Origin of the sequence: Nonomuraea jabiensis, from assembly GCF_014204795.1 — a bacterium.
GTDB lineage: Bacteria > Actinomycetota > Actinomycetes > Streptosporangiales > Streptosporangiaceae > Nonomuraea > Nonomuraea jabiensis.
Genome location: NZ_JACHMB010000001.1, coordinates 10,957,613 through 10,980,318, shown reverse-complemented (window position 1 = coordinate 10,980,318; position 22,706 = coordinate 10,957,613). Strand labels below are relative to the sequence as shown.

Sequence of the window (22,706 nt, the reverse complement as noted above, 5' to 3'; positions counted from 1 at the left end):
CCGGCTCGGGCACGCACCTCTGGGCGAATGAGAGAAGGAAAGTTGCCACTGCTCTTTGCACGATCACGGAGTTTCGCCTACTGAGGAGTCACCGTGCTTACGCTGACCGCCGACGCGGTCGCCGCAATCCGCGACCTGACGTCGCATCCGGAAACGCCGCCGGACACCGGGCTGCGCATCGCATCGTCGTCGGACGACGGTCCTGCCACATCTCTGGAACTGTCGATCTCGGGTGGACCGCACCCCGACGATCAGGTGCTCGAATCGGAGGGCGTTCGGGTGTACCTCGAACCGACCGCCGCCTCATTCCTGGACGACAAGACCCTGGACGCAGAGATCGTTGAGGAAGACGGGCCCATCTTCCGGATATTTCGTCAAACGGCATGATCTCCCGTTCAACATCGCCGCTGAGCCGCGCGTGCCGGCCGATCTGCTGAACCCGCGCCCGTACCGACCTGGGGTGGACCCCCGCCCACACCGCGGTCGAAGCCGTCGAAGAGCTCCTCGAAGGCACCCGCGCCGCCGCAGACATCCAGCGCCGGCGGGCCGGTGAGGCACGCCTGCGCCGGACCGATGCGCCGTCAGCGGGCCGATCAAGCGCAGTCCGCCGGGGGAGCCACGGTATGACCGGGGCAGGTAAAGGAGACGTGCCGTCATGATGACGAAAGGGAGATCATGGACAAGGGATACGACCGGATCGCGGTCGTCACCGGAGCGAACTCCGGGATCGGCAAGGCCACCGCTGTGGCCCTGGCCGAGCAGGGCTTCGACGTCGGCATCACCTTCCACACCGACCGGAACAGCGCCGATGAGGTCGCGGAGCTGGTGAGGGAATCGGGCAGGGAGGCGGCGGTACGGCAGCACGATCTGACGGACCCGGAACGGGCGGCACGCGTCGTGGATGAGCTCGCTGAAGAGCTGGGCGGTCTGGGCGTGCTGATCAACAATGCGGGCACCGGCAGCGCCGAGCCGCTGCTGGACATGGACTACCAGCGCTGGCGCTCTGTCCTCGCGGTCGATCTCGATGGGGCGTTCCTGTGTGCGCAGCGCGCCGCCAGACGCATGATCGACTCCGGCCGGGGCGGCCGGATCATCAACGTCACCAGCGTGCACGAGGAACTCCCGAGGGTGGGAGCGGGGCCGTACTGCGCGGCCAAGGGCGGGTTGCGGATGCTCAGCCGGGTTCTGGCACTGGAGCTGGCCGAGTACGGCATCACCGTGAACACCGTGGCACCCGGTGAGATCGCCACGGCGATGACGGGACAGGAAGATCGGCTGCCACAGATCGGCAGCAGGCCGGGATACCCGATCGCCAGGGCGGGCGACGCCCGAGAGGTCGCTGCCGCGCTGGCGTTCCTGGCCGGTCCCGCCGCCTCCTACATCACCGGAACGACACTGTTCGTGGACGGCGGTCTCGGGTTGATGGGGCCGCAGGCCGGCGGGGCGCTCGGCACAGGCGACTGGCGTCACGGGTAGCCTGCCGGCAGATCCAAGAGGTAGTCACCGCGCCTCACGGTGGTGCGTACGACCTGATGGGCATGGGCCGGAAGCCCCGCCACAGCGCTGAGGACCGCACCAAGGGGATCGGCCTGACCGCCATGACACGATGGCGGCCACGACCGGGGTGCCAGCGAGCGGTGGTCACGCGGCGACGGCTCAGACCCGGCGGCAGGGCGCCGGCCGATCCCGTGCCGGGCTCGCGCGTGCGACCTGCTGCCCGGGTGACATGCCGTACGCGCGGCGGGGCAGGGGGACCTTCCGGGACGAACGAGGACCAGCGGGGGGCCGATGCGGGATGTGGGCGCGCAGTGTGAACGGATGGCCAGGAAGGCGCTGGGACTGACCGATCTGCGGCCAGGTCAGCTGGCCGCGATGACGGCGCTGGCCGAGGGCCGGGACACGCTGGTGGTGATGCCGACCGGGAGCGGCAAGTCGGCGATCTACCAGGTGCCCGCGCTGCTCCTGCGGGGGCCGACCCTGGTGGTGTCGCCCCTGATCGCCCTGCAGCGCGACCAGGTCGAGGCCCTGCGCAGCCACGACGAGGACGCGGTCAGCCTGGATGCCGGAACTCGGGCGGGCAAGCGGACGGCGGCGTTCGAGTCGCTGCGCGAGGGAGAGACGGAGTTCTTCTTCTGCGCGCCGGAGCAACTCGCCCGCCCCGACGTCATCCAGGAGCTCGCGGCGGCGGCCCCTTCGCTCATGGTGGTCGATGAGGCCCATTGCGTCTCGGCGTGGGGACACGACTTCCGCCCCGACTACCTGCGGCTCGGATCGGTGGCCCAGGCGCTGGGCCGCCCGGTGATCGCCGCCCTGACGGCCACCGCGGCGCCGCCGGTGCGGGCGGAGATCGCCGAGCGGCTGAGCATGCGCGAGCACGTGGAGATCGTCCAGGGCTTCGACCGGCCCAACATCTCGCTCGAGGTACGCCGGATGCTCGACGACCCCGCCCCCGAGATCGTCACCGCCGTCACCGCGGAACCGATGCCCGGCATCGTCTACACGGCCTCCCGCAAACAGACCGTCCGCCTGAGCGGGCTGCTGAGCGAGGCGGGTGTGAGCGCGGCGGCCTACCACGCCGGCCTTCGGCGGGCCGAGCGGGACGAGGTGCACGGCCGGTTCATGGCCGGCGAACTGGATGTCGTGGTCGCCACCAACGCCTTCGGCATGGGGATCGACAAGCCGGACGTGCGTTTCGTCTTCCACGCCGAGATCCCCGGGTCACCGGACTCGTACTACCAGGAGATCGGGCGGGCGGGCAGGGACGGCCAGGCGGCCAAGGCGCTGCTGTTCTACCGGCCTGAGGACCTGGCCCTGCAGCGTTACTTCACCGGAGGCGTGCCCGACCCCGAGACGCTGGCACGGGTCGCCGAGGCGGTCGCGGAGTCCGGCTCCGGCAGCGACCGCAGGGGACTGCGGGAACGTACCGGATTGTCGCCGCGCCGCCTGACGGCGCTGCTCGACCTGCTGGAAAGGGCCGGTGCGGTACGGCTCGGCGCGCGCCGCGTCGCCCCCGTGCCCGGCGCGCCCGGCCCGCGCGAGGCGGCGGACCTCGCCCGCGGGCTGGCCGAGCGCCGCCGGGACGTCGAACGGACCCGGCTGGAGATGATGCGCCGCTACGCCGAGACCGACGACTGCCGACGGCGTTTCCTGCTCGGCTACTTCGGCGAGGAACTCGCCGCCGCCTGCGGCAACTGCGACACCTGTCGCGCGGGAACCGCCGACCGGCCGCAGGAGAGCGGCCCGTTCCCCATGCACGCCCAGGTGGAACACCAGGCCTGGGGCCCCGGCCAGGTCATCCAGCGAGGCGAGGACCGGGTCACGGTGCTCTTCGAGGAGGCCGGCTACCGCGAGCTGCACCTCGACGCGGTGCTCGAACAGCACCTTCTGCGGGAAACGCCCCCGTAGTGGCACCGGTCTTGGTCACCAGCTCCACATGCCGACTCGTACCGGCACCCCTGGTGAGGCGTGGAGAACCGGGTTTCCCTCGGGGCCGGGCAGCCCGGCGGCCTGGACGAGGTCCTGGTCCAGGCCGGTCAGGTGGGCGTGGTGCAACGGCCATGGCGGATGTTCCACCTGCGCGGCGGCCGGCCGGCCCGCCACGACGGTGAACAGCCGGTACCGGGCGGTGAGGAAATAGGCGAGTTCGTCCCGTTCGCTCGCCGTCAGAGGCACGCCGGTCTCCATCTCCACGTCGCAGCGCGCGCCGCTTGGCCCCGGGTAGCGGCGGCGGCACCTGTATCGGATGTGGCCGTTCTCCGCGTCCACTGACATGTCGGACCAGTAGTAGGGCAACCCGTATCCGCCGCGGCCGAGCAGGGCGGCGGGCACGCGTCCGACGTCCAGTGACAGGAACCAGATTCCGGTACGTCCGCGCGCGTCCCGGACGTATGTCCGCAGGTTCGTCTCCGGGAAGGTCGACAGCCACGGCAGAGCGGGAACGCCGGGGACTCGTACGCCTCGCATGAGAAAGGGGGTCAGGCCCACCCACGCCGTTCCGTCGAAGGTCTCGACCGTGAGGTGGTCCGGCAGCAGCGCCTGCACGCGCGAGGGCGGGTAGCGCCAGTGGATGAAGGTCATCTGCGACCACTGGTGGTACATCGCGGGCCAGGTGACACGAGGTGACGGCGGAGCTCGCATCGGGCCCTGCTGCCCTTGAGCCGTACCCGTAATCCAGCCTTGCCCTGTCCGGGGACATCAGCGACCGCTGCTTGAGAAAGCCCTGGCCAAGGCCGGTTTGCCTGGCCTGGCCGAGGGCACTGGCGAAGGGCGAGAAAGGAGGGCACGCGTGACAGCGGTTGGTGCCATCGGTGGGGGACGTGCCGACGTACAGGAGCCTGTGATGAGACTTCCCTCTCCGCGCGGACCCGTCACCGAGCTGCTCTTCGGGCGCCTGGTCCGCCCGCCGGACGGGCACGCGCTGCCGCTGGACGTCGCCGGCGCCGAGCTGGCGGATCCGGACCTGCAGCTCGCCCTCTTCGTCTGCTACGAGCTGCACTATCGGGGCTTCCAGGACGTGGACGACCGCTGGGAATGGGAGCCGGCGCTGCTGGCCGCGCGGGCAGCCCTGGAGCGGCGTTTCGAGGAGGCGCTGGCGTCGGCCGTGCCCAGGCCGGCGGTCGAGGAGCCCGGGGGAGTGCGCCGGGCGCTCAACGAACTGGTCGCCGCGGCTGCGGACCCTTCCCTGTCCAAGTTCCTGGCGCAGCAGGCCGATCGCGAGCAGTTCCGTGAGTTCGTCGTCCACCGGTCGATCTACCATTTGAAGGAAGCCGACCCGCACACCTGGGCGATCCCGAGGCTGGCGGGCGGGGCGAAGGCCGCGCTGGTGGAGATCCAGAGCGACGAGTACGGCGGGGGACGCCGGGAGCGGATGCACTCCGAGCTGTTCCGCGCCACCATGCGAGGTCTCGACCTCGACGACTCCTACGGCGCCTACCTGGGGCAGGTGCCCGGGGTCACGCTGATGATCTCCAATGCGATGTCCCTGTTCGGGTTGCACCGGCGGCTGCGCGGCGCCTTGGTCGGGCACCTTGCCGCGCTGGAGATGACGTCGTCTTTGCCCAACCGCCGCTATGCCAACGGGCTGCGCCGGCTGGGCGGTGACGCCGACGCCGTCCGTTTCTACGAGGAGCACGTGCAGGCCGACGCCGTACACGAGCAGATCGCCGCGCACGACCTGTGCGGCGGGTTCGCCGCGGCGAACCCGTCGTTGGCGGGGGATGTCCTGTACGGCGCGGCCTGCGCCCTGGAGCTGGAGCGGCTGTGGGCCGGGCACGTCCTCGCCTGTTGGGAAAGCGGGATCACGTCTCTCGCCGAGGGCGCAATCGGCGGTGTTTCCGCTGTTCGTACGGGGAAAGAGGGACCGGATGTCGCATTCGGAGCATGACGTGGTGACGGTCACGCCCTGCGAGGACGGCCCCCTGCTGATCCGGGGGCCGTTCGAGCTGGTGACTCAGGACGGCGAGCCCATCGACCCCGGGAGGGCGACGGTCGCGTTGTGCCGATGCGGGAGGTCGTCGGCGAAGCCGTTCTGCGACGGGTCCCACAAGGCGGCCGGCTTCCAGGCGACGAGCGAGCCCGACCCCGCGGCCTGACGCTCCGCGAGCTGGGACAGGATTACGCCTTGGAACGTTCTGCAGTGGCCGACGCAGAGATCGGCGTCGCGGGGACGGGCGTGCCAGGGTGGCGTGTGGTGCCCAGGTGCCACAGGAGAGCCAGGACGGTGATGCCTGCGGCCGGCAGCCCCAGTTGGGCCGGGCTGAACCCGAGCCATTCCTGGGCAAGCCCCCCGAAGCCACCGCCCAGGGCGACCCCGATGTAGAGGGCCGAGGAGTTGAGGCCGAGCAGGATGGGTGTGGCGGCGGGGCTGAGGGCGATGAGCCGGTGTTGCTGCGGGACGACGATGATGCCGACGGTCACGCCCCAGATCGCCGCCCAGACCAGGGTGGGCGTGAGGGCGCGGGTGGCCAACGGGGTCAGCGCCAGGGCGAGTGCCGAGAGGGCGAGGGTGCCGGTGAGGACGCGGGCGGGGGCCTGGCGGTCGACCAGGCGTCCGGCGACGATGTTCCCGGCCAGGGTGCCGACGCCCCAGACCAGCAGGATCAGGCTCAGCATGGTCTCGTTGCCGCCGGTGGCCGGCTGCAGGGCGGGGCCGATGTAGGTGTAGAGGGTGTAGGCGCCGAGGAAGGCCAGCGCGGTGACCGCCAGCAGCGCCAGTACGCGCCCCTGCTTGAGCGGACGCAGCCGGTCGGGCAGGGCGGCGGCGGGGAGCGTCACCCGGGGCAGGCCGACGGCGATGCCAAGGGCTGCCAGCAGGCCGATCCCGGCGACGGCCCACAAGGTGAGGTGCCAGTCGGCGCGGCCGATCAGCGTGCCGAGCGGCAGTCCCAGCGCGGTCGCCAGCGTCAGGCCGCCCAGGACGAAGGCCAGCGCCCGGCCGCGGCGTTCCGGTGGCGCGATGGCCGCCGCGGTGCTGGAGGCGGCGGAGGTGATGATGCCCGCTCCGATGGCGGTGACGATGCGGGCGGCCATCACCACCCCATAGCTGGTTCCCATCGCGGTGGCGGCGTTACCGGCAATGAATATTCCCAGCGCGATCAGCAGCGCTGATCGCCGGTCCAGGCTGCTGGTGAGGGCACCCATGACCGGTGCCGACAACGCCAGCACCAGGGCGAAGACCGTCACCAGCTGCCCGGCGGCCGGAGTGGATACCGCCAGGTCGGTGGCGATCGAGGAGAGCAGGCCCGCGATGACGTAGCCGTCGGTGCCGACGGCGAATGTCGCCACGGCCAAGGGGAGAAGCCATTTCACCATGAGTGTGCCGCCTTTCCGGAGCACTGCGGATGTGGATGACCGGCACTGTAAGCAATACATGGATGCTTGTCCATCTATCAATATGTCGGTAGGCTCCGGGAGTAGCACCGGCGAGGGAGGAAGCGATGCGTGAGGTGTCCCAACCGGCGACCGAGGCGATCCGGATGGTCGAAGTGCTGCGTGCGCTGGCCGATCCGGTGCGGCTGGAGATCGTCCAACGCCTCGCAGTGACCGGCGAGGAGCCCTGCAACGCGATCGGCGGCGATCTGGACGTCCATCAGACGACGCTGTCGCATCACTACCGGGTGTTGCGCGAGGCGGGAGTCACCTGGACCACCGTGCAGGGCCGGACCCGGCTGGTGCGGTTGCGCCGCGACGACCTGGACGCGCTGTTTCCAGGTCTGCTCGACTCCGTACTGAACGGGGCCCGCCACTTGGGCGCAGCCGCAAGGGGCTGACACCAGAAGTGGGTGCCCCTTCTGCCGTGCTCTCGATTGCTCTGCGATCGGCCCCCGGGGAGGATCGGACCGGATTCTGGCGCTAAACAGGCGATCTTGACGACGATTCGGTGACGAGGGCTGTTTGCCCTGGTTGAGCGCCCTAGCGGCCTGGGCGAGGCGTTCGCCCACTACGGCCGTATTTTCGAGGCCAGTTGCGCCAGCGCTACCGGGAGGGCCTTGAGGATCAGCTGGGTGGTCTAGGTCTGGCGTTGAACGCGGTCGTGTGGTGGAACAGCCTGTATCTGGATGCGGCCGTCAAGCACCTGCGCGAGCAGGGTTTCCCGGTCACCGATGAGATGTGCGCGCGGCTGTCACCGATCCAGTACGACCGCATCAACTTCCCGGTGATCCCTTCCACGTGGTGGAGGCCCAAGCCGGTCTGTGCCGTTGAGACGTAGGCGGAGCAGACCGGCGGTGGCCGGGGCCAGGGCGAGGCTGAGCCCTTGCTCGCCCCGGCGTGGTCACCTTCCAGGCTGTGCCTGGACAGACCCAGGGTGTCGGCGCAGTTGGGTCACTCGTCCCCGACGGGCGTCTGCGTCAGACCTGAAGGGCCTTGGCGATCGTGTCGGCCATGGCTTGAGCTCCGGCGTCGTTGGGGTGGATGTGATCGCCGCTGTCGTAGTCGGGGTACAAGGTGGCCGGGGCCGCGGGGTGGCGCAGGGCCCGGTCGAGGTCGGCTACTGCGTCGAACTCTCTGCTGGTGCGGATCCACCGGTTGATGCGCTGGCGAAGTTCCTCGTTCTCGGGGTTGTCGAATCCGGAGCTGATCGCCTCGGCGCCGCTGAACGGCGTGAGGGTCGTGATGATCGTTGTCAGACCATGACGCCGGGCGCGTTCGGCGATGGTGGTGTATCCGTCGATGAGCTCATCTGCGGACACCTGGGGGGTTCCCAGCATTCCCGGGAGGCAGATGTCATTCAGCCCGAGCTCCAGGATGAGGTGGGTGACTCCGGGTGCGGCGAGCACGTCGCGGTCGAACCGGGCGGTTCCGCTCTCCCCGAAGACGTCGGTGAGCAGCCGGTTGCCGGCGATGCCCAGGTTGATGACGGACATATCCGCTGCGGCGGTGCGATGGGCCAACTGGTCGGTGTAGCGCAGGTTGGCTCCGGGCGTGCTGCCCACGCCGTCGGACAGCGAGTCGCCGAAGGCGGCCACGACGCGGCGGCCGGGGGATGTCAGCACATCGACCCCGGTGAGGTGGAAGCGGGGTTCGACTTCTTCCGGGTGGAGGAGTCCTGGCTGGGAGGTGGCGTCGCCAGCGGCGACGTAGCCGGTCCGCAGGGCGAACGGGTGGTAGGTGGCGGGTCCACAGGGCGTCGCGTAGTAGGTGCTGATCACCAGGTCGGTCTCGGTGGTCGTGGCGAGGCCGACCGGGTCGCTCACGGCCTCGTGCCCGGCATCGATGGTCACGTCGGAGGTGTGGCCGAAGGTGACCTCGATGTCGGTGCCCGGGGCGATCGCGGATCCGGTGGCGTGGAGCGCGACGCGGGTGCGGGCGATGGTGAGCGGTTCCTTGCCGTACAGGTTGCTGAACCGTACACGTAGGTGGTCGCCACCGCCGCGGACGCGGACGATTTGGCGGAGGGTCTGGTTGTTGAAGCTGCGGGAGGGGTAAACGAGTGTCGGCTCATACGGGCTGACGGGAGCGGATCTGAACGCCGCGATCCATGTCTGGGTCATGGGTTCACTTCTCCTGAGAGCGCAGCAGGTGGCGGGTGAGGTTGTCGAGGCGGGCGATGATCGGTTTGATGCCTTCCCCGACGGGGGCGCCGTGCCTCTGGAGCGCCGCGACGTGGGCGGCAGTGGCTGGATCGTAGTCGCCGGCAAAGCTGGTCGAGACGGGGCCGGGGTTGATCAGCACGTAGCAGGTGGGGCCGGTGGGATGGCGGGCGACGCCCTCGGCGGTGACGAACCGGTTCGACCGGAAGTAGCGGGCGCACGGCACCAGCGCGTCCACGGCGGGGTAGCGGGCGTTGATTTCCTCGAGAACTCTTCTGTTCTCGCTGGCCAGGCTCAGGTCCGCGAGGATGAAGTGGGCTCCGGGCAGCGTGGCCGCTTTGGCCGCATCGCGGCCGATGATCACCACGGTGTCGCCTCGGTCCAGGTAGGTGGAGGCCAGGGCCCGACCCATGCCGTCGGTGCCGCCACTGATCACGATGGTCTTCGCGGTGCTGGTCATCAGAACGCCCTTGCTGTGGTGGTGAGTTCGGAGTGGGTGCGGCTGGGCAGCAGCGAGGTCGCGACGAGCACGGCCGCGATGAGCACGGTGACGAGCCAGAAGACACTGTGGAGGCCGGTGATCGCGTCCGCGGAGGTCTGCAGCATGAGGGGGACCAGGGCGATGCCGAGTGCGGCGCCGAGCTGGTTGAGGACCGAACTTCCCTGCGCGACCAGCGGGCCGGGCAGGCTCCGGTAGAGCGAGCCCATCGTCGGCGCGCTGAAGCAGCCCATGCCCAGGCCGATGGTCAGCGCCGCCAGCACCGGCCACGCCTGGCTGGTGTCGGCGTCGATCTGGGTGAAGGCCAGGGCGCTGAGCCCGGCCACGAGCGCGCCGCCTGCGGCCAGGCCACGAGCTCCGATCCGGTCCGACAGGCGTCCGGCAAGCGGCATGGCGATCGCGCCGCCCAGGCCCATGATGGTGACGCTGGCGGTGAACCCCCGGCTGGTGAACAGCCGCACATCGATCAGCGGCGGCGTGCGGCGGGAGCCGAGCGCGTGCAGGACGTAGCCGCTGATCAGGACGATGCCCGCGGCCAGCGGCAGCAGCACCTGCCACGCGGTGAATCCTCCGTGCTCGGCCGTCTGCGACAGGGCCAGGACCATCGCGGAGAACCCCGGCGCGAGCAGGGCCAGCCCCAGGACGTCGAGCCGGACCGCCGGGTGTCGCCCGGCCGGGGAGTCTGCGGGCAGCACGCGTACGGCCAGCAGGTACGCGATCAGGCCGACGGGCACGCTGAGCAGGAACATCCACCGCCACGACAGGCCGCCCAGGACGGCGCCGCCCGCGATCGGCCCCAGGACCGGGCCGAGGGACAGCGCCACGCCCATCAGGCCCATGACGCGGCCTGCGCGTGCCGGTCCGGCCGCGCGGGCCAGCAGGATCAGCACGAGCGGGTCGAGCAGCCCCGCGCCGAAGCCCTGCAGGGTGCGGAAGGCGATCAGGCTGCCGGCGTTCCAGGCCAGTCCGGCGGCCAGCGATCCGGCGATGAACACCGCCAGGCCGGCCAGCCACAGCCGCCGTCCGCCGTACTTGTCGACGGCCCAGGTGGTGAAGGGGATGGTGGCGGTGACGGCGAGCAGGAAGCCGGTGGAGGCCCAGCCGACCGTGCTGAGCGAGGCGTCCAGGGCGCTCGCCGGCGTCGTGGCGGCGACTGCGGCCATCGTGCTGTTGAGAATGCCCAGCAAGCCGCCGAGCAGGACGACCCCGATCAAGGCGAGGAGTGGCCGGTCCAGACGGTCATCTGGAGATATTGAACTCATGGGTTCAAAGTAGTGATCTCACTAATTCAATGCAACTCAGTCGTTCAGGTGATTGAACCAGTTAGTACAATCGAGATATGGCCACCTCACGCGGACGCATCGACAAACGGCAGGCGATCCTGGACGGCGCCTTCACCGTGTTCGCCCGGCAGGGCTACGCCCAGGCCTGCGTGCAGGAGATCGCCGATGAGGCCGGTGTGGCCAAACCCACGGTGTACAACCACCTCACCGACAAGGCGACCCTCTTCCGCCACGCGATCCAGGCCGCGGCCCAGAGCGTGCTGGACCAGCGACTCGCCGCACTGAAGCCACTCAGCGAGCCCGGCCCCGACCTTCGCGGCACCCTGGAGGAGGTTGGCCACCATCTGGCGCGCCTGCATGCCGACGGGCGCTCCTGCGCGCTGCGGCGCCTGCTTTACGGGGAGCTCACGCACTTCCCCGACATCCTCGACATCGTTGTGGAGAGCGGTCCGCATCGTCTCAGCCAGGCGCTGGCCGACCGGCTGGCGCGGCTCATCCTCACCGGCCGCCTACACGCCGCCAACCCCGGCCAAGCCGCCGAACACTTCTTGGCCCTGCTCATCGGCCCGCTGGAGGCGCGCTCCCAGATGGGCACCCGCCAGATCGGCGACACCGAACTGCAGGAGATCGCCCGCGCTGCCGCCCACACCTTCCTCCAAGCCTTTGACGCTGAGGACGCGAGCGCCCGGCAGCCTGCCGAGTGATCGCCGCTGGCTCGGTCCAGGTCGCGGCACGAGATGGACCGTTGGTCGCACCGCGGGGACGGAAACAATGTTTCATAGCGAACACCTATGAAACACCGGCTCCGGCCGGACGCGGCCTGGGTACGCGCTGCCCCGCCCGGCAGCGGCCGACGCCGAGCCGGCCGGGCACGCGCGGATCGGCTACGCCCGTACCTCCACTGTTCGCCGGTCCCTGGACACCCAGCTCGACGCACTCAAGGCCGCCGGCGTCACCCGCGTCTTCGCCGAGAAGATCTCCCCCCGGGCCACCGTCCGGCCCGAGCTCGACAAGGCCGTCACGCTGGCCCGGGAACTGCGCGCGGCCGGGGTGGCGGTCACCTTCGTGGTGCACGAGCACAAGCGGCTCGGCCGCGGCCTCGACCTGGCCGCCCTGGCTGAGCAACTGAAGGCGGCCGGCATCGGGCTGGACGAGAAGGGGCCATTAGCCTTGAGCCCGCACCAAAACCTCGCCGGCTTCTGTTAGGTAATACAGCACGGATCGCCCGGCCCGGCGCCGCTGTATCAAGTGGGCTCCGAGGAGCACCTGCAGGTGGCGGCCAACCGACCCTAGGCCCTGCCCGGTCAACGCCACGAGCTGGGTGGTGCTCTTCGGCGTTCCGAGCAGGACGAGGACTTCAGCCCGTGCGGTGCCGAGCAGCTTGCCCAGCGACTCGGGCACTGGCGCGCGATCCGGTTCGGCCAGCACGCCTGAGCACGGGTAGATCACGGCATACCGATGGGGTTCGTCCCAGGTGACCCAAGCGTGACCGGGCGTGACCGGGACGAACAGCAATTGGGCGCCGGAGATCTCTCGCGGTGGGTAGTCGTGGGCGTTGATCTGCAGGCGGCCGTCACCCAGCCAGCGCATCTCGGGGCGCAGGCCCCGCAGCGCCGCCGCCCAGCCGCCCTGGCTGAGCTGGGTCGTGCGGGAGACGATGTCGGCCTCGATGACGCGGCGGCGGCGCGGCCAGTCGGGCAGCACGGTGTTGGTCCACACCCATTCCAGCAGGTCGGCGATGCGTTCGGGGAGATCGTCGCGGTCGAGCTCGGTGGGAAGCCGGCCGCGCAGGGACACTGCCAGGTCCTCGCGGGCGGTTTCCGGTGGTGTGTGGCGGATGCCGTCCAGCTCCTCGGCGAATGTGCGCTCGTCCTGCGTGGGTGCGGGCACGCAGAAGTCGGCGATCCACGTGTGCCCCAGCGCGGCTCGTACGAGTAGGGCGGTGACGGGGTCGAGCCGCTTGTGGAATGCGGGCAGGTAGGCGGCGAGCCAGGACTCCCCGGCGGGATGCGCGGCCGTCCTTGACGCCAGTGTGAACAGGCTCGCGGTCGCCTCGGCCAACGGTGACACGCCGAACCTGCTGCTCGCCAGCGTGTCGGCGTTGAGCTGCCACAATCCCATTGTTTCGCCCTCCTGCGAAACTGTAGCGTCCGGCAGGACGGCGGCGTGAAGATCTCGGCGTGCGAACCTATGGACAGTTGTTGCGCGCGCCCGAGTACACGCCGCTCTTTCTGGCGACCTCCACGCAGGTGGCGGCCTCGACGGTGAGCGGTCTGGCCCTGGGTGTGCTCGTCTACGGCGCGACGCGGTCGCCGCTGCTGGCCGCGCTGAGCATGTTCGGCCCCTCACTGGCGCAGGTGGCCGGCGCCACGGCGTTACTGTCGGCCGCCGACCGGCTGCGGCCCCGAAGCGCGCTGACGGGCATCGCCCTGGTCTTCGGTTTGGGCACCGCGGTGCTGGCCGTGCCGGGGCTGCCGGTGTGGGCGGTCTTCGCGGTCGTGATGGGGCTCGGACTGGTGGGCTCGCTGAGCGGCGGGGTCCGGTGGGGGCTGCTGAACGAGATCCTGCCGCAAAGCGGCTACCTGCTGGGTCGCTCGGTAATGAACATGATGGTGGGCTTGCTGCAGATCTGCGGATTCGCGGCCGGCGGTCTGCTGGTGGCCGCGCTGTCCCCGCGCGGCACCCTGCTCGTCAGCGCCGGGCTCTACCTCGCTGAGGCCGCCATCACCCGGTACGGGCTGAGCGACCGGCCGCCGCGAACCGAGGGGCAGCCGTCGGTAGCGGCGACCTGGCGCGTGAACGCGCGGTTGTGGTCGTCGGTCCCCCGCCGGTACGTGTACTTGGCGCTGTGGGTGCCCAACGGGCTGATCGTCGGCTGCGAGTCGCTGTTCGTCCCCTTCGCTCCGCAGCAGGCGGGCGTGCTGTTCGCCGTGGCGGCGGCGGGAATGCTGGCGGGGGACGTGCTGGTGGGGCGCTTCGTGCCGGCCGGGTGGCGGGCACGGCTCGGCGCACCGTTGCGCCTGCTACTGGCGGCACCGTACCTGGTGTTCGCGCTGGAGCCCGGGATGCCCGTGGCGGCGGTGGCCGTGGCGCTGGCGTCGGTCGGGTACGCGGCGAGCCTGCTGCTGCAGGAGCGGCTGATGGCGCTGACACCGCAGGAGATGAGCGGTCACGCGCTGGGGCTGCACTCCTCCGGCATGCTCACCATGCAGGGCGTGGGCGCCGCACTGGCGGGGGCAATCGCGCAGTTCACGTCGACGACAACAGCTATGGCGGTGATGGCCGCACTGTCCGTGGCGGTCACACTGGCCCTGGCGGAGGGGCTGCGACCTTAGCTGCTGCCTTGGCAACCCATGAGCAGGCACGGGGCGCGAGGGCGTTCGTGGCGGGAACTTCTCACCTTGATGGAGAGGTGACTGTTCCTAGCCTGCAGCCGATCGACAGCGGGTTCCGAGACACCTTCTGGCGTAGCCATCGGACGGAGTGGGCCGCCCGGCGGAGCCTGCGCCCGGCGTACGGCACTCCGCCGCGGAGGGCGGCGCCGAGGGCGAGCCAGCTGCACACGGCCCGCTCCAGAACCCAGACGGGGGCGAACAGCGCCGCCGTGCCAGGAAAGACGCGCCGGCCACCGGCCCGCCGCCGCCCCACCTCCGCCAGCCCCACGGCCAAGCCGGCCGCGGCCATCACCAGGCCGTACCGGCGCCGCCGCACGCAGGCGGCCAGCGCGGGCAGGACGGACAGGAACAGCGCCATGCGAGCGGGCTGCGCCAGATCGTCGTACGCCTGCCGGACGCGCTGGTCCCAGAAGCGGGAGGCGTTCGGGGGCAGGCGCCGTACGTAGAGATCCAATGGGCGCAGTTCCCTGCCCCCGTGCGCGCGGACGCTGCGGATGAGCTCAAGATTCTCGAACAACACATCACCGTCATAGCCACCCATCTTCATGAAGAACGATCGGCGCACGCCGAACGTACCCGGGTAGTCGGCGCCGAGGCTGCGGTTGAGGAGGGTCCTGGCGGTGTCCCAGCGGGCGTGCCAGGGGAAGCGCGCGAAGTAGTTCTGGGGGCGGACCAGCTCCGCGTCGGCGAGGAGGGCATCCATCCTGGCGAGAGCGGGCCGGTCGTAGCGCACGTCGTCATCGGCGATGATCACGTGCTCCGCACGTGTCAGGCGCATGCCGGTGATCACGCCGTTGACCTTGCCGTTGGCGAAACAGAGGTCATCGGCGGGGTGCGCGTGCACCACGAGACCGCGCCAGGCGGCGGCGTGCCGCCCGAACAGCGAAGGGGTGGAACCGTCGACGACGATGACCCGCACATGGCGGGACACGGCCCGCAGGTAGGCGGTCAGCTCCTCCAGGCCGGAGTCGTCCTCCCAGCGCAGAGGGAGGACATAGTCCATCATCCCGTACGGCGGATCACTCGACACCGTTGCCCCCTGGCGGTGAGCGCCCGTGGGTTCGCACGCTACCCGGCCCGGCCGGCCCGAAACGCCGGCGGCACGGTGCCGCACCCGTGGACGGCACAGGTTCGTGCAGGTCAGCTGGGGGAAGCAGGTCGGGACCGACCAACCGACCGGTGGAGGGGGATCCAATGCCTAGCAGGATCATTCTCATCATGCTGGCCGTCACGGTCTCGGTGACGTCTCCGGCGGCTGCCGGGGCGCTCACGCGAGTCGAGCCGAACGAGCAGGACCGGACCTTCCTGCATCAGGCCCATCAGGGCAATCTGGCCGAGATCCAGGCAGGCGAGGCCGCCCAGGACAAGGCCGCCAGCGAAACCGTCCGCAAGTTGGGCGCCAAACTGATCAAGGATCACACCAAGCTGGACCGCGACCTTCGCCGAGTGGCCGAGCAGGCACAGGTGGATCTCCCCTCCGAGCCGAGCGCCGCCCAGCGCCGCCAGCTCCAGCAGGTGGCTGCCCGGAGCGGCGCGGAGTTCGACCGGGCGTGGCTGGCCTCGCAGATCGCCGGTCACCGCCAGGCTCTCGCCGACGGCGCCACGGAGGTGCGGGACGGCTCCTCGCCCGAGGTGAAGAAGCTCGCCACTGACGCCAAGCCCATCGTCCAGCACCACCTCGACCTGCTGGTGGACGCCGACGACGGCGCATCGCACCCTCAATGAGCAGCGGGCCCCGGGTCGGATGCGCTTGTCCACCACCGACCCCGGGCACTCTCCGCCGTTCCGTTACTTGATCGCGCCCGCGCCGATGCCCTTCACGATGTGACGCTGCGCCATCAGGTAGAAGATCACAACCGGCACGATGGAGATGGTCGTGGCGGCCAGGAGGATCTGCTGCTGCGGTGTCTCGGCGGAGGTGAAGGCGGTCAGGCCACGCTGTACGGGCATGAGGGAGTTGTCGTCGAACAGGACCAGCGCCATGAGGTACTCGTTCCACGCCCCCAGCCCCTGGATGACCGCCACGGCGGCCAGGCCGGGCCGGGCCAGCGGCAGGATCACGTTCCAGAAGATGCGCAGCGGACCGGCGCCGTCGAGGGCGGCCGCCTCCTCCAGAGCGCGGGGCTGGCTGACGAAGAAGCTGCGCATGATGAGCGTCGACATCGGGATGCCCGACGTGATCAGGATCAGCACGTAACCCACGGGGTTGTTCGTCAGGTTGAGTGAGATGAGCAGCTTGTACTGCGCGAGGAACATGGCGGGCGCAGGAATGATCATCACGGCGAGGATGACGAACGTGAACACGCTCTTGCCCGCGAAGTCGAGTCGCGCGAGCGCGTACCCGGCGAGGCTGGACACCAGCAGGATGCCGACGACGGCCGACCCCGTGTAGAGCACGCTGTTGCGCAGGTAGACGCCGAGCTCTCCCTGGACCCATGCGGTCACGTAGTTGTGCCACTGCGGGTCGGCGGGCAGGAAGCTCTCGTTCGAGAGCAGCTCCGTGAGGCTCTGCAGGGATCCGGACAGCATCCACAGCAGGGGGAAGAGCGCGATCAGCGCGGCGACGCCGAGCAGCCCGTACAGGCCGACCTTGTCGAGCCGGATCGCCCGCCGGGGGCCTTCGGCCCTTTCTGTCATCTGGCCGCTCATACGCGGGACCTCCGCCTGGTGATCGCGAGCTGGATCACGGACAGCAGCACGAGCGCGCCGCCGAAGATGACCGACATGGCCGCGGCGCTGCCGTAACGCCAGTTGACGAACGCCTCGTTGTAGATCGCGAGGGTCGGCACCATCGTGTGGTGGCCCGGTCCGCCGTTGGTCAGCACCTGCACGGTCCCGAAGATCTGGAGCGCGGCGAGCAGCGTGAGAAGGCTGACGATCGACGTGACCGGGGCCAGTTGCGGCCAGGTGATGTAGCGGAATTTCGACCAGCGGTTCGCGCCGTCGAGCTCGGCGGCCTCGTACAGCTCCTTCGGCACGTCCTGCAGCCCCGCGAGGAAGAGCAGGAAGCCGAACCCCCAGTGGAACCACACGAACACCGCCGCCACGACGGGCAGCGCGACGGCCGGGTCGTCCAGCCAGTTCTGCTGGAGCGTGCCCAGTCCCACCAGGCCGAGCAGCCGGTTGAGTATGCCTGATCCGGGGGCCAGGATGGAGGAGAACAGCAGGCCGACGACGACCACCGACAGCACGCCCGGCAGGTAGAAGACGGTGCGGAAGAACGTCTTGCCGCGCGTGACGTTGTTGACGGCCAGCGCCATGCCCAGGGCGACGCCGTTGCCGACGACGAAACCGACGACACCGAAGAACAGGACGTTGCGCATGGACGCCCAGAAGATCGGGTCGGACGCGACGAAGTCGTAGTTGGCCAGCCCCACCCAGGGGGTGTCGGGGCTGACGCCGTCCCAGGACTGGAAGCTCAGCAGGATGGCCTGCGCGAACGGCGTGATCGTGAAGATCCCGACGAGCGCGATGGCCGGAACCAGGAACAACCAGCCGATCAGGTTGCGCCGGAGAGCGCGCCTCCCGCGCGGCGCCCGGGATGGACGCCGCACGGGAACCGCGAGTTGCCGCGTCGTCATGACGTGCGGTCCTGCGCCGCCTGGATGGTGGTGAGCGCGTCGTCCACCGTCGTCTCGCCCAGCACCAGGCGCTGGGACTCCGCCCTGATCGCGGTGATCACGTCAGGCGTGAAGGTCGTCGACATGACCTGCATGTCCTTCACGCCGGCGGCGAAGCCCTCGAGCTGGTCGGGGATGTCCGCGCCGGCGAGGAGCTCCGGATTGCTGGGCAGGATGCGAGCGGTCTTGGCGAACACGGCCTGCTGCTCGGGCTCGGTCAGCCACTTCACGAACGCGAGCGCCTCCTTGGCGTGGCCGCTCCTCGGGTTGATCACCGCGCCCTTGCCGGGGACGCCCGGCGAGCGTGGGTCGTGGACGCTTCCGGGAGCCTTGGGCAGCCCCATGGAGAAGTAGTCCTCGAATTCCGGGTTCGTCCGCAGGCCGACCGAGATGCCGGGGGCGGCGTCCCAGATGGCGCCCATCGACTTGGTGAAGAAGGACGACTCCACATTCGGGTGGTCGCCCTGGCCGCCGGGGATGGAGTCGTTGGCGAGGACGCCGGCCTTTTTCAGGTCGACCAGGAATTGGAAGGCGTTGCGCCAGCCGTCCTGTTTCCAGCTCGATTTCCCGTTGAGGGTCGCTTCGATGTCGGCGTCCGTCAGCCAGTTCGAGGCGAGGGCCTGGATGATGTTCGGCGTCTGCGAGGCCGCGATGGAGAATTTCGCTTTCTTCGCGGCGAGCGCGTCGATGAACGCGGCCGTCGTCGCGGGCGGGTTCTTCGACGACATTCCGGTCAGCGCCGGGTTGATGAGGAAGCCGTACGTCTGCGTCTCCCAGTGCACCGAGTAGACGCCGGGCTTGACCCCGAGGTTGTTGCCCTCCTTGAACGTCGACATCGTGAGTACGGCGGGGCTGAAGTTCTTGCTCCAGCCGGCATTCAACTCGGCAGAAAGGTCCATCGCCCAGCCGGCCTTGTAGAACGGCGCCATCTGGGACGCGTCGAACGACGAATAGATGTCGGGCATGGATCTGGACTGCGCCTTCGCCTGAAGCTTGGGCAGGTAGTCGGCCGGCCCCGGCGTCTCGACGGTGATCTTGACGCCGGTCTTCTTGGTGTACTGCTGCGCGAGTTGGGTGAGCGCGGCCTCCTGCCCGCGCGACTGGTTCATGAAAGTCAGTCCGGCGTCCCCGGTGGCGGATTCGCCGGACGACGAACAGCCTGCCAGAGCAAGCGTCCCGGCGATCGCCAATGATCCTGCCGCGATGATGGTGCGGCGCCGGGCGCCGCGTGCTGAGGGGTTTTTACCCATGGTCCTCACCTTTGGAAGCCTTGAATGGGGGAGCGGCCACTCTTCGATGCCCCCGGCATTTTTCGGTGGACGCGGTGCGATGTCATCGATGCGGTTCTGAGTGCTGCCGGCCGGCCATTCTCCTTCCGGGTTCATGAAAGCTGTTCAGGCGGGGAAACGGCCCCTCTGACGTGATCACCCAGCCGTCAGGAAGCTCGGCCCCCTGGTTCACCGCCCTGACGATGTGCGCCATTGCGGCCAGCAGTCCTCCGTTCGCCGGCAGATAAATGCTGAGAAATCCCGGCATTTGCGGATTGTGTCCGTTGGGGAGGAACTCGTTCTTGGGCGACGGGAGCAGGAGAGCGTCGAGCGCCCGTCCGACGTCGCCGAGGCGGGCCGCGGTCATCGCCATGACGGGGTAGTCCCAACCCCAGCTGGACTGCAGGTCCCAGCGCTCCCATACGGAATCGAGCGTCGCCGACATCGTGGCCGCATCCACGAGGTGCGTGTCCGGAAGCCACCCCAACGCCATGAGCATGGACGGGTGATCCTTGCGGATGAGCAGCGGAGGCGTCGCGATCGCGGCGTACGTTCCGTCGGGCAGCAAGGCGGGCCGGCGCATGTTCCGCGCCACCCGGTCCCACTCCTGGCGCGGTTCGAGGCCGAGCCCGGCTCTCCACTCGTTCGCCACGCCGAGCGCCCATGACCAGTACGCCAGCTCGAACGTCGGATTGGCGTTCGTCGCCCGGTCGACGAGGTAGCTCTCCTGCGCGGGGATGAGCGGAGGCGGCAGCTCGAACGCCCCGTCGCGCTCCTCGGCGAAGTCGGCCATGAAGTCGGCGGTCGCCTCGACGAGCGGGTAGTGCTCACGCAGGAACGACTCGTCGCGCCCCTCGCCGCGCAGCAACTCCAGCAGGTGGATGACGTGCGGCTGCTGCCACAGGAGGAAGACGCCGATGTGGCTCGGCGACTCGCGGGCGGACGGATCGGTCTGCTTCGGCCAGCGGGCTCCGCGGTACCCCTGCCGGCGGGCCGTCGCCTCCGCCGCCTCCAGGGCTCCGTGATACCACCGCAGGCTGCGCTCGAGCAGGTGCCCTCGCCCCCACATCGGGAAATGCGCCGCGTGCCACCAGTGCATCTCGAGGTGGAACTTGCCCGACCAGGTGTTGTACGTCAGCCCGGACTCCGCGGGAGGCGTGCCGCCGGCGCTGTTGACGGCCGTGAGGTACTGCGAGAGAACGACGCGGCGTTCGAGCTCCGGAGCGCGCGCGTCCGTGCTGCCGGCGAGGCTGACCGCGGCACCGGTGCTCCAGTGCTCCGCCCACCAGGTCCGCGCGGCCGCGCTGACGGCGGAGAAGCCGTCCTGGTCCGGCCGCCGGCCCTGATCCGGCGTCAGCGTCACCACGACCTCGAGAACGGTGGCGTCCGTGCGCGCGACGACCGAGTCGGCCCCCTCACCCAGGCTGCCGGTGGTGCGGACGCCGACGCCGTAGGCCAGCGTTTCGACCGTGCGCCGTGCGTACCAGTGGTGCTCCGTCCGCTGATCCCAGACCGTCTCCTGCGCGAGGGGGAGTTCGAAGGCGGCCAGGTCGTCCGGCTGTTCGTCGAACACCCAGGCGACGCCCCACCCTCGGGGCAGCAGGCCGGACTCGACCCGTACGGCGAAGCGGTGATCCCGTGGATCGGCGACGGTGGTGACGCGGACGCGCTCGCCGTCGAGGACGTACTCGGCCTGGATCGTTCCCGTCCACAGGTCGAGCTCGGTGCGCACGCCGGCCAGCGCGGCCGGATCGTCGAGCGCCGTCCCGCCGGGGCGGACCAGGGCGAGGCGGCCGAGGTGGGCGCGGCGGGGGTTGAAGTGGTACCACGCGCCCGTGACGAACTCCTCGTCGATCGGGTCGCCGGCCCGGCGCAGGCCCATGCGGTCGAGATAGGGCACCGGGCCGCGGGACGTCTCGTACAGGGTGGTCGCGTCCTCGAGCCGGAGCTCCCGGTCGGCGCGCGTCTCGTACCAGCCCCAGGACGACTGCGTGCGCAGGGGGATCTGGAAGTCGTCGGCGTCGAAGACGCGCGGGCGCTGCTCAGGCAGACCGGACAGCCCGTCGTGAGCGACGCGGTGCGGGTCGGGCACCAGCTCGTGGAAGGACGGGAACGTCTGCAGTCCGGAGACGTCGACCGTGAGCGCGATGTCCCCGTTGCCGACCGTGAGGACGTCAGCCGGGTGCGCGGACGTCAGTACGGGGTTGTGCCGCCGCACGAGCCGGCGCCGGTCGATTGCTTCGGGCATCCTCGCCTTTCCTGTGAATCTTTCGCCTCGGCCGCGGTGGACGCGGGGGTCGGGTGGCATGTCCGGGCGCCGCCAGTCGCTGTCGACGTTGTCGCCCTCGACCTGGTGCGGCCGGGACAGGCCCGAGTGCGAGTTAACGTAGCCGTTACGCCGCGCGAAGGTCAAGGAAAAATGTAGACCGGTCTACGCCATCACAAGTAGCCGAAGAGGTCAGATTTTTGACAGTCCGTTATCTTGCATAGACCGGTCTACGTGCGCGACGATCTCGGCACCGTAGATTCGGGCAGGACTCGGTTCGAGAAGGGATGCCCATGGTCGCGCCTGAGCGGCGACGAAGAGTGACGATTTCCGACGTGGCGAAACACGCGGGGGTCTCCAAGGCGGCGGTCTCCAAGGTCATCCGGAACGACTACGGGGTCAGCGACGCCATGCGGGAGCGCGTCAGGCGGGCCATCGACGAGCTGGGCTACCGTCCCCAGGCCGCCGCGCGGGCGCTGCGCGGGCGCGCGTTCACCATCGGGGTGCTCATGCGGCACATCGGGATCCCGTTCTACGCCGAGATCATGACCGGCCTGGTGGATCAGCTCGCCGAGTCCGACTATCAGGCGATCATGATCCAGGGGGGCACTCGCGACAAGACCGAGAAACGTGCCCTGGACGCCCTGATAGACCGGCAGGTGGACGGCATCCTCCTGATCGCTCCACTGGTCGGCCGCACCCAGGTTGAGCAGGTGGCGCGCGAGATCCCCACCGTGGTGCTGGGCCGGCACGTCAGGTCGCCGGCGTACGACTCGATCGTCGACGACGACAGGGTCGGCTCCGAGCTCGTCATGGACCACCTGATCGCGCTCGGCCACCGTCGCATCGGGCACATCACCTTCAACCAGGAGCAGGGACGGGCGGCCGAGCACGTGCCGCGCATCAGAGCCGAGACCTACGAGCGGGTGATGCGGGATCACGGGTTCGCCGACGAGATCGCCGTCGTCGCGACCTCGTACTCGGAGGAAGGCGGGTACGACGGTGCCCGCGAGTTGCTGAGCCGCTCCCCGCGCCCCACCGCGATCTTCGCCGGTTCCGACGAGGCGGCCCTCGGCGTGCTGGCCGCGCTGCACGAGGCCGGACTGTCCGTGCCGGATGACATCTCCGTGGTCGGCTACGACAACACCCGGCTGGCCGCCCATCCCAACATCGCGTTGACCACCGTCAACCAGGACGGCGTCGTCATGGGCCGGATGGCCGGGCGGCTGCTGCTCGAACGCATCGAAGGCCGCACGTCGGCGGTGCACTTCTCGGTCGTTCCGAGCCTGGTCGTCCGGCGCTCCACCGCGGCTCCCGGGTCGGGGTGACCTTCAGAAACCATCGTC

General features: G+C 69.7%; 23 protein-coding genes. 12 read left to right on the top strand and 11 right to left on the bottom strand.

Going from position 1 to position 22,706, the window contains the following annotated elements; all coding sequences use genetic code 11:
• Positions 1-93: 93 nt before the first annotated feature.
• The 3 genes from HD596_RS50205 (at position 94) to HD596_RS50195 (ending at position 3,405) form a co-directional block, all read left to right on the top strand.
• Positions 94-387 (top strand): Fe-S cluster assembly protein HesB, encoded by a 294-nt coding sequence (locus tag HD596_RS50205; protein WP_185076363.1) that lies wholly within the window; start codon positions 94-96, stop codon positions 385-387.
• 288 nt (positions 388-675) lie between these two features.
• Complete coding sequence (locus HD596_RS50200; RefSeq protein ID WP_185076362.1) at positions 676-1,476, top strand: SDR family oxidoreductase; 801 nt, start codon at positions 676-678, stop codon at positions 1,474-1,476.
• A 342-nt stretch (positions 1,477-1,818) separates the two neighbouring features.
• A complete protein-coding gene (locus tag HD596_RS50195) occupies positions 1,819-3,405 on the top strand; it encodes a RecQ family ATP-dependent DNA helicase (protein WP_246555430.1) in 1,587 nt (528 codons plus the stop codon).
• 15 nt (positions 3,406-3,420) lie between these two features.
• Here HD596_RS50195 and HD596_RS50190 read toward each other — a convergent pair whose 3' ends face one another.
• Positions 3,421-4,137, bottom strand: coding sequence for a YqjF family protein (locus tag HD596_RS50190; protein WP_185076360.1), 717 nt, complete (start codon positions 4,135-4,137; stop codon positions 3,421-3,423).
• Between the two features lie 202 nt (positions 4,138-4,339).
• Between HD596_RS50190 and HD596_RS50185 the strand changes: the two genes are divergently transcribed.
• Complete coding sequence (locus HD596_RS50185) at positions 4,340-5,383, top strand: iron-containing redox enzyme family protein (protein ID WP_185076359.1); 1,044 nt, start codon at positions 4,340-4,342, stop codon at positions 5,381-5,383.
• Positions 5,364-5,591 carry a CDGSH iron-sulfur domain-containing protein gene (locus tag HD596_RS50180; protein WP_185076358.1) on the top strand — a complete coding sequence of 76 codons (228 nt, stop codon included), beginning with the start codon at positions 5,364-5,366 and terminating at the stop codon, positions 5,589-5,591. The genes HD596_RS50185 and HD596_RS50180 overlap by 20 nt, the downstream gene beginning before the upstream one ends.
• 22 nt (positions 5,592-5,613) lie before the next feature.
• Here HD596_RS50180 and HD596_RS50175 read toward each other — a convergent pair whose 3' ends face one another.
• Entirely contained in the window at positions 5,614-6,810 is a 1,197-nt protein-coding gene (locus HD596_RS50175) for an MFS transporter (RefSeq protein ID WP_185076357.1), read from the bottom strand.
• A gap of 125 nt (positions 6,811-6,935) precedes the next feature.
• On the opposite strand from HD596_RS50175, the gene HD596_RS50170 reads away from it, so the two are divergent.
• On the top strand, positions 6,936-7,268 hold the full coding sequence (locus HD596_RS50170) for an ArsR/SmtB family transcription factor (RefSeq protein WP_185076356.1): 333 nt from the start codon (positions 6,936-6,938) through the stop codon (positions 7,266-7,268).
• 194 nt (positions 7,269-7,462) lie between these two features.
• The gene (locus HD596_RS50165) at positions 7,463-7,708 is read left to right on the top strand and encodes a Tn3 family transposase (protein ID WP_185076355.1); all 246 of its coding nucleotides are present in this window, start codon (positions 7,463-7,465) and stop codon (positions 7,706-7,708) included.
• Positions 7,709-7,847: 139 nt separating this feature from the next.
• On the opposite strand, the gene HD596_RS50160 is transcribed toward HD596_RS50165, so the two are convergent.
• The 3 genes from HD596_RS50160 to HD596_RS50150 are packed head-to-tail and all read right to left on the bottom strand — an operon-like array spanning position 7,848 to position 10,742.
• Entirely contained in the window at positions 7,848-8,990 is a 1,143-nt protein-coding gene (locus HD596_RS50160) for an SGNH/GDSL hydrolase family protein (RefSeq protein ID WP_185076354.1), read from the bottom strand.
• Between the two features lie 4 nt (positions 8,991-8,994).
• Positions 8,995-9,489: an SDR family NAD(P)-dependent oxidoreductase gene (locus HD596_RS50155; protein WP_221519974.1), complete on the bottom strand. Its 495-nt coding sequence runs from the start codon at positions 9,487-9,489 to the stop codon at positions 8,995-8,997.
• Complete coding sequence (locus tag HD596_RS50150; RefSeq protein ID WP_246555428.1) at positions 9,489-10,742, bottom strand: MFS transporter; 1,254 nt, start codon at positions 10,740-10,742, stop codon at positions 9,489-9,491. Before HD596_RS50150 ends, HD596_RS50155 begins: the two co-directional genes overlap by 1 nt.
• A gap of 125 nt (positions 10,743-10,867) precedes the next feature.
• Between HD596_RS50150 and HD596_RS50145 the strand changes: the two genes are divergently transcribed.
• Both HD596_RS50145 and HD596_RS50140 read left to right on the top strand, forming a co-directional pair.
• Positions 10,868-11,515: a TetR/AcrR family transcriptional regulator gene (locus HD596_RS50145; RefSeq protein ID WP_185076352.1), complete on the top strand. Its 648-nt coding sequence runs from the start codon at positions 10,868-10,870 to the stop codon at positions 11,513-11,515.
• 127 nt (positions 11,516-11,642) lie between these two features.
• Complete coding sequence (locus tag HD596_RS50140) at positions 11,643-12,017, top strand: recombinase family protein (protein ID WP_185079212.1); 375 nt, start codon at positions 11,643-11,645, stop codon at positions 12,015-12,017.
• Here HD596_RS50140 and HD596_RS50135 read toward each other — a convergent pair.
• Entirely contained in the window at positions 11,976-12,932 is a 957-nt protein-coding gene (locus tag HD596_RS50135) for an ArsR/SmtB family transcription factor (RefSeq protein WP_185076351.1), read from the bottom strand. The genes HD596_RS50140 and HD596_RS50135 overlap by 42 nt on opposite strands.
• 59 nt (positions 12,933-12,991) lie before the next feature.
• On the opposite strand from HD596_RS50135, the gene HD596_RS50130 reads away from it, so the two are divergent.
• Positions 12,992-14,146 carry an MFS transporter gene (locus HD596_RS50130; protein WP_185076350.1) on the top strand — a complete coding sequence of 385 codons (1,155 nt, stop codon included), beginning with the start codon at positions 12,992-12,994 and terminating at the stop codon, positions 14,144-14,146.
• 61 nt (positions 14,147-14,207) lie between these two features.
• On the opposite strand, the gene HD596_RS50125 is transcribed toward HD596_RS50130, so the two are convergent.
• Positions 14,208-15,236 (bottom strand): glycosyltransferase family 2 protein, encoded by a 1,029-nt coding sequence (locus HD596_RS50125; protein ID WP_313046625.1) that lies wholly within the window; start codon positions 15,234-15,236, stop codon positions 14,208-14,210.
• A 188-nt stretch (positions 15,237-15,424) separates the two neighbouring features.
• Between HD596_RS50125 and HD596_RS50120 the strand changes: the two genes are divergently transcribed.
• Entirely contained in the window at positions 15,425-15,931 is a 507-nt protein-coding gene (locus HD596_RS50120; protein ID WP_185076349.1) for a DUF4142 domain-containing protein, read from the top strand.
• 63 nt (positions 15,932-15,994) lie between these two features.
• Here HD596_RS50120 and HD596_RS50115 read toward each other — a convergent pair whose 3' ends face one another.
• The 4 genes from HD596_RS50115 to HD596_RS50100 are packed head-to-tail and all read right to left on the bottom strand — an operon-like array spanning position 15,995 to position 21,342.
• Positions 15,995-16,843 carry a carbohydrate ABC transporter permease gene (locus HD596_RS50115; protein ID WP_185076348.1) on the bottom strand — a complete coding sequence of 283 codons (849 nt, stop codon included), beginning with the start codon at positions 16,841-16,843 and terminating at the stop codon, positions 15,995-15,997.
• Between the two features lie 8 nt (positions 16,844-16,851).
• The gene (locus HD596_RS50110) at positions 16,852-17,787 is read right to left on the bottom strand and encodes a carbohydrate ABC transporter permease (RefSeq protein WP_185076347.1); all 936 of its coding nucleotides are present in this window, start codon (positions 17,785-17,787) and stop codon (positions 16,852-16,854) included.
• Positions 17,784-19,211 (bottom strand): ABC transporter substrate-binding protein, encoded by a 1,428-nt coding sequence (locus HD596_RS50105; protein ID WP_185076346.1) that lies wholly within the window; start codon positions 19,209-19,211, stop codon positions 17,784-17,786. Before HD596_RS50105 ends, HD596_RS50110 begins: the two co-directional genes overlap by 4 nt.
• On the bottom strand, positions 19,159-21,342 hold the full coding sequence (locus HD596_RS50100; RefSeq protein ID WP_185076345.1) for a hypothetical protein: 2,184 nt from the start codon (positions 21,340-21,342) through the stop codon (positions 19,159-19,161). The genes HD596_RS50105 and HD596_RS50100 overlap by 53 nt, the downstream gene beginning before the upstream one ends.
• Positions 21,343-21,695: 353 nt before the next feature.
• On the opposite strand from HD596_RS50100, the gene HD596_RS50095 reads away from it, so the two are divergent.
• Positions 21,696-22,688 carry a LacI family DNA-binding transcriptional regulator gene (locus HD596_RS50095; RefSeq protein ID WP_313046622.1) on the top strand — a complete coding sequence of 331 codons (993 nt, stop codon included), beginning with the start codon at positions 21,696-21,698 and terminating at the stop codon, positions 22,686-22,688.
• Positions 22,689-22,706: the final 18 nt, after the last annotated feature.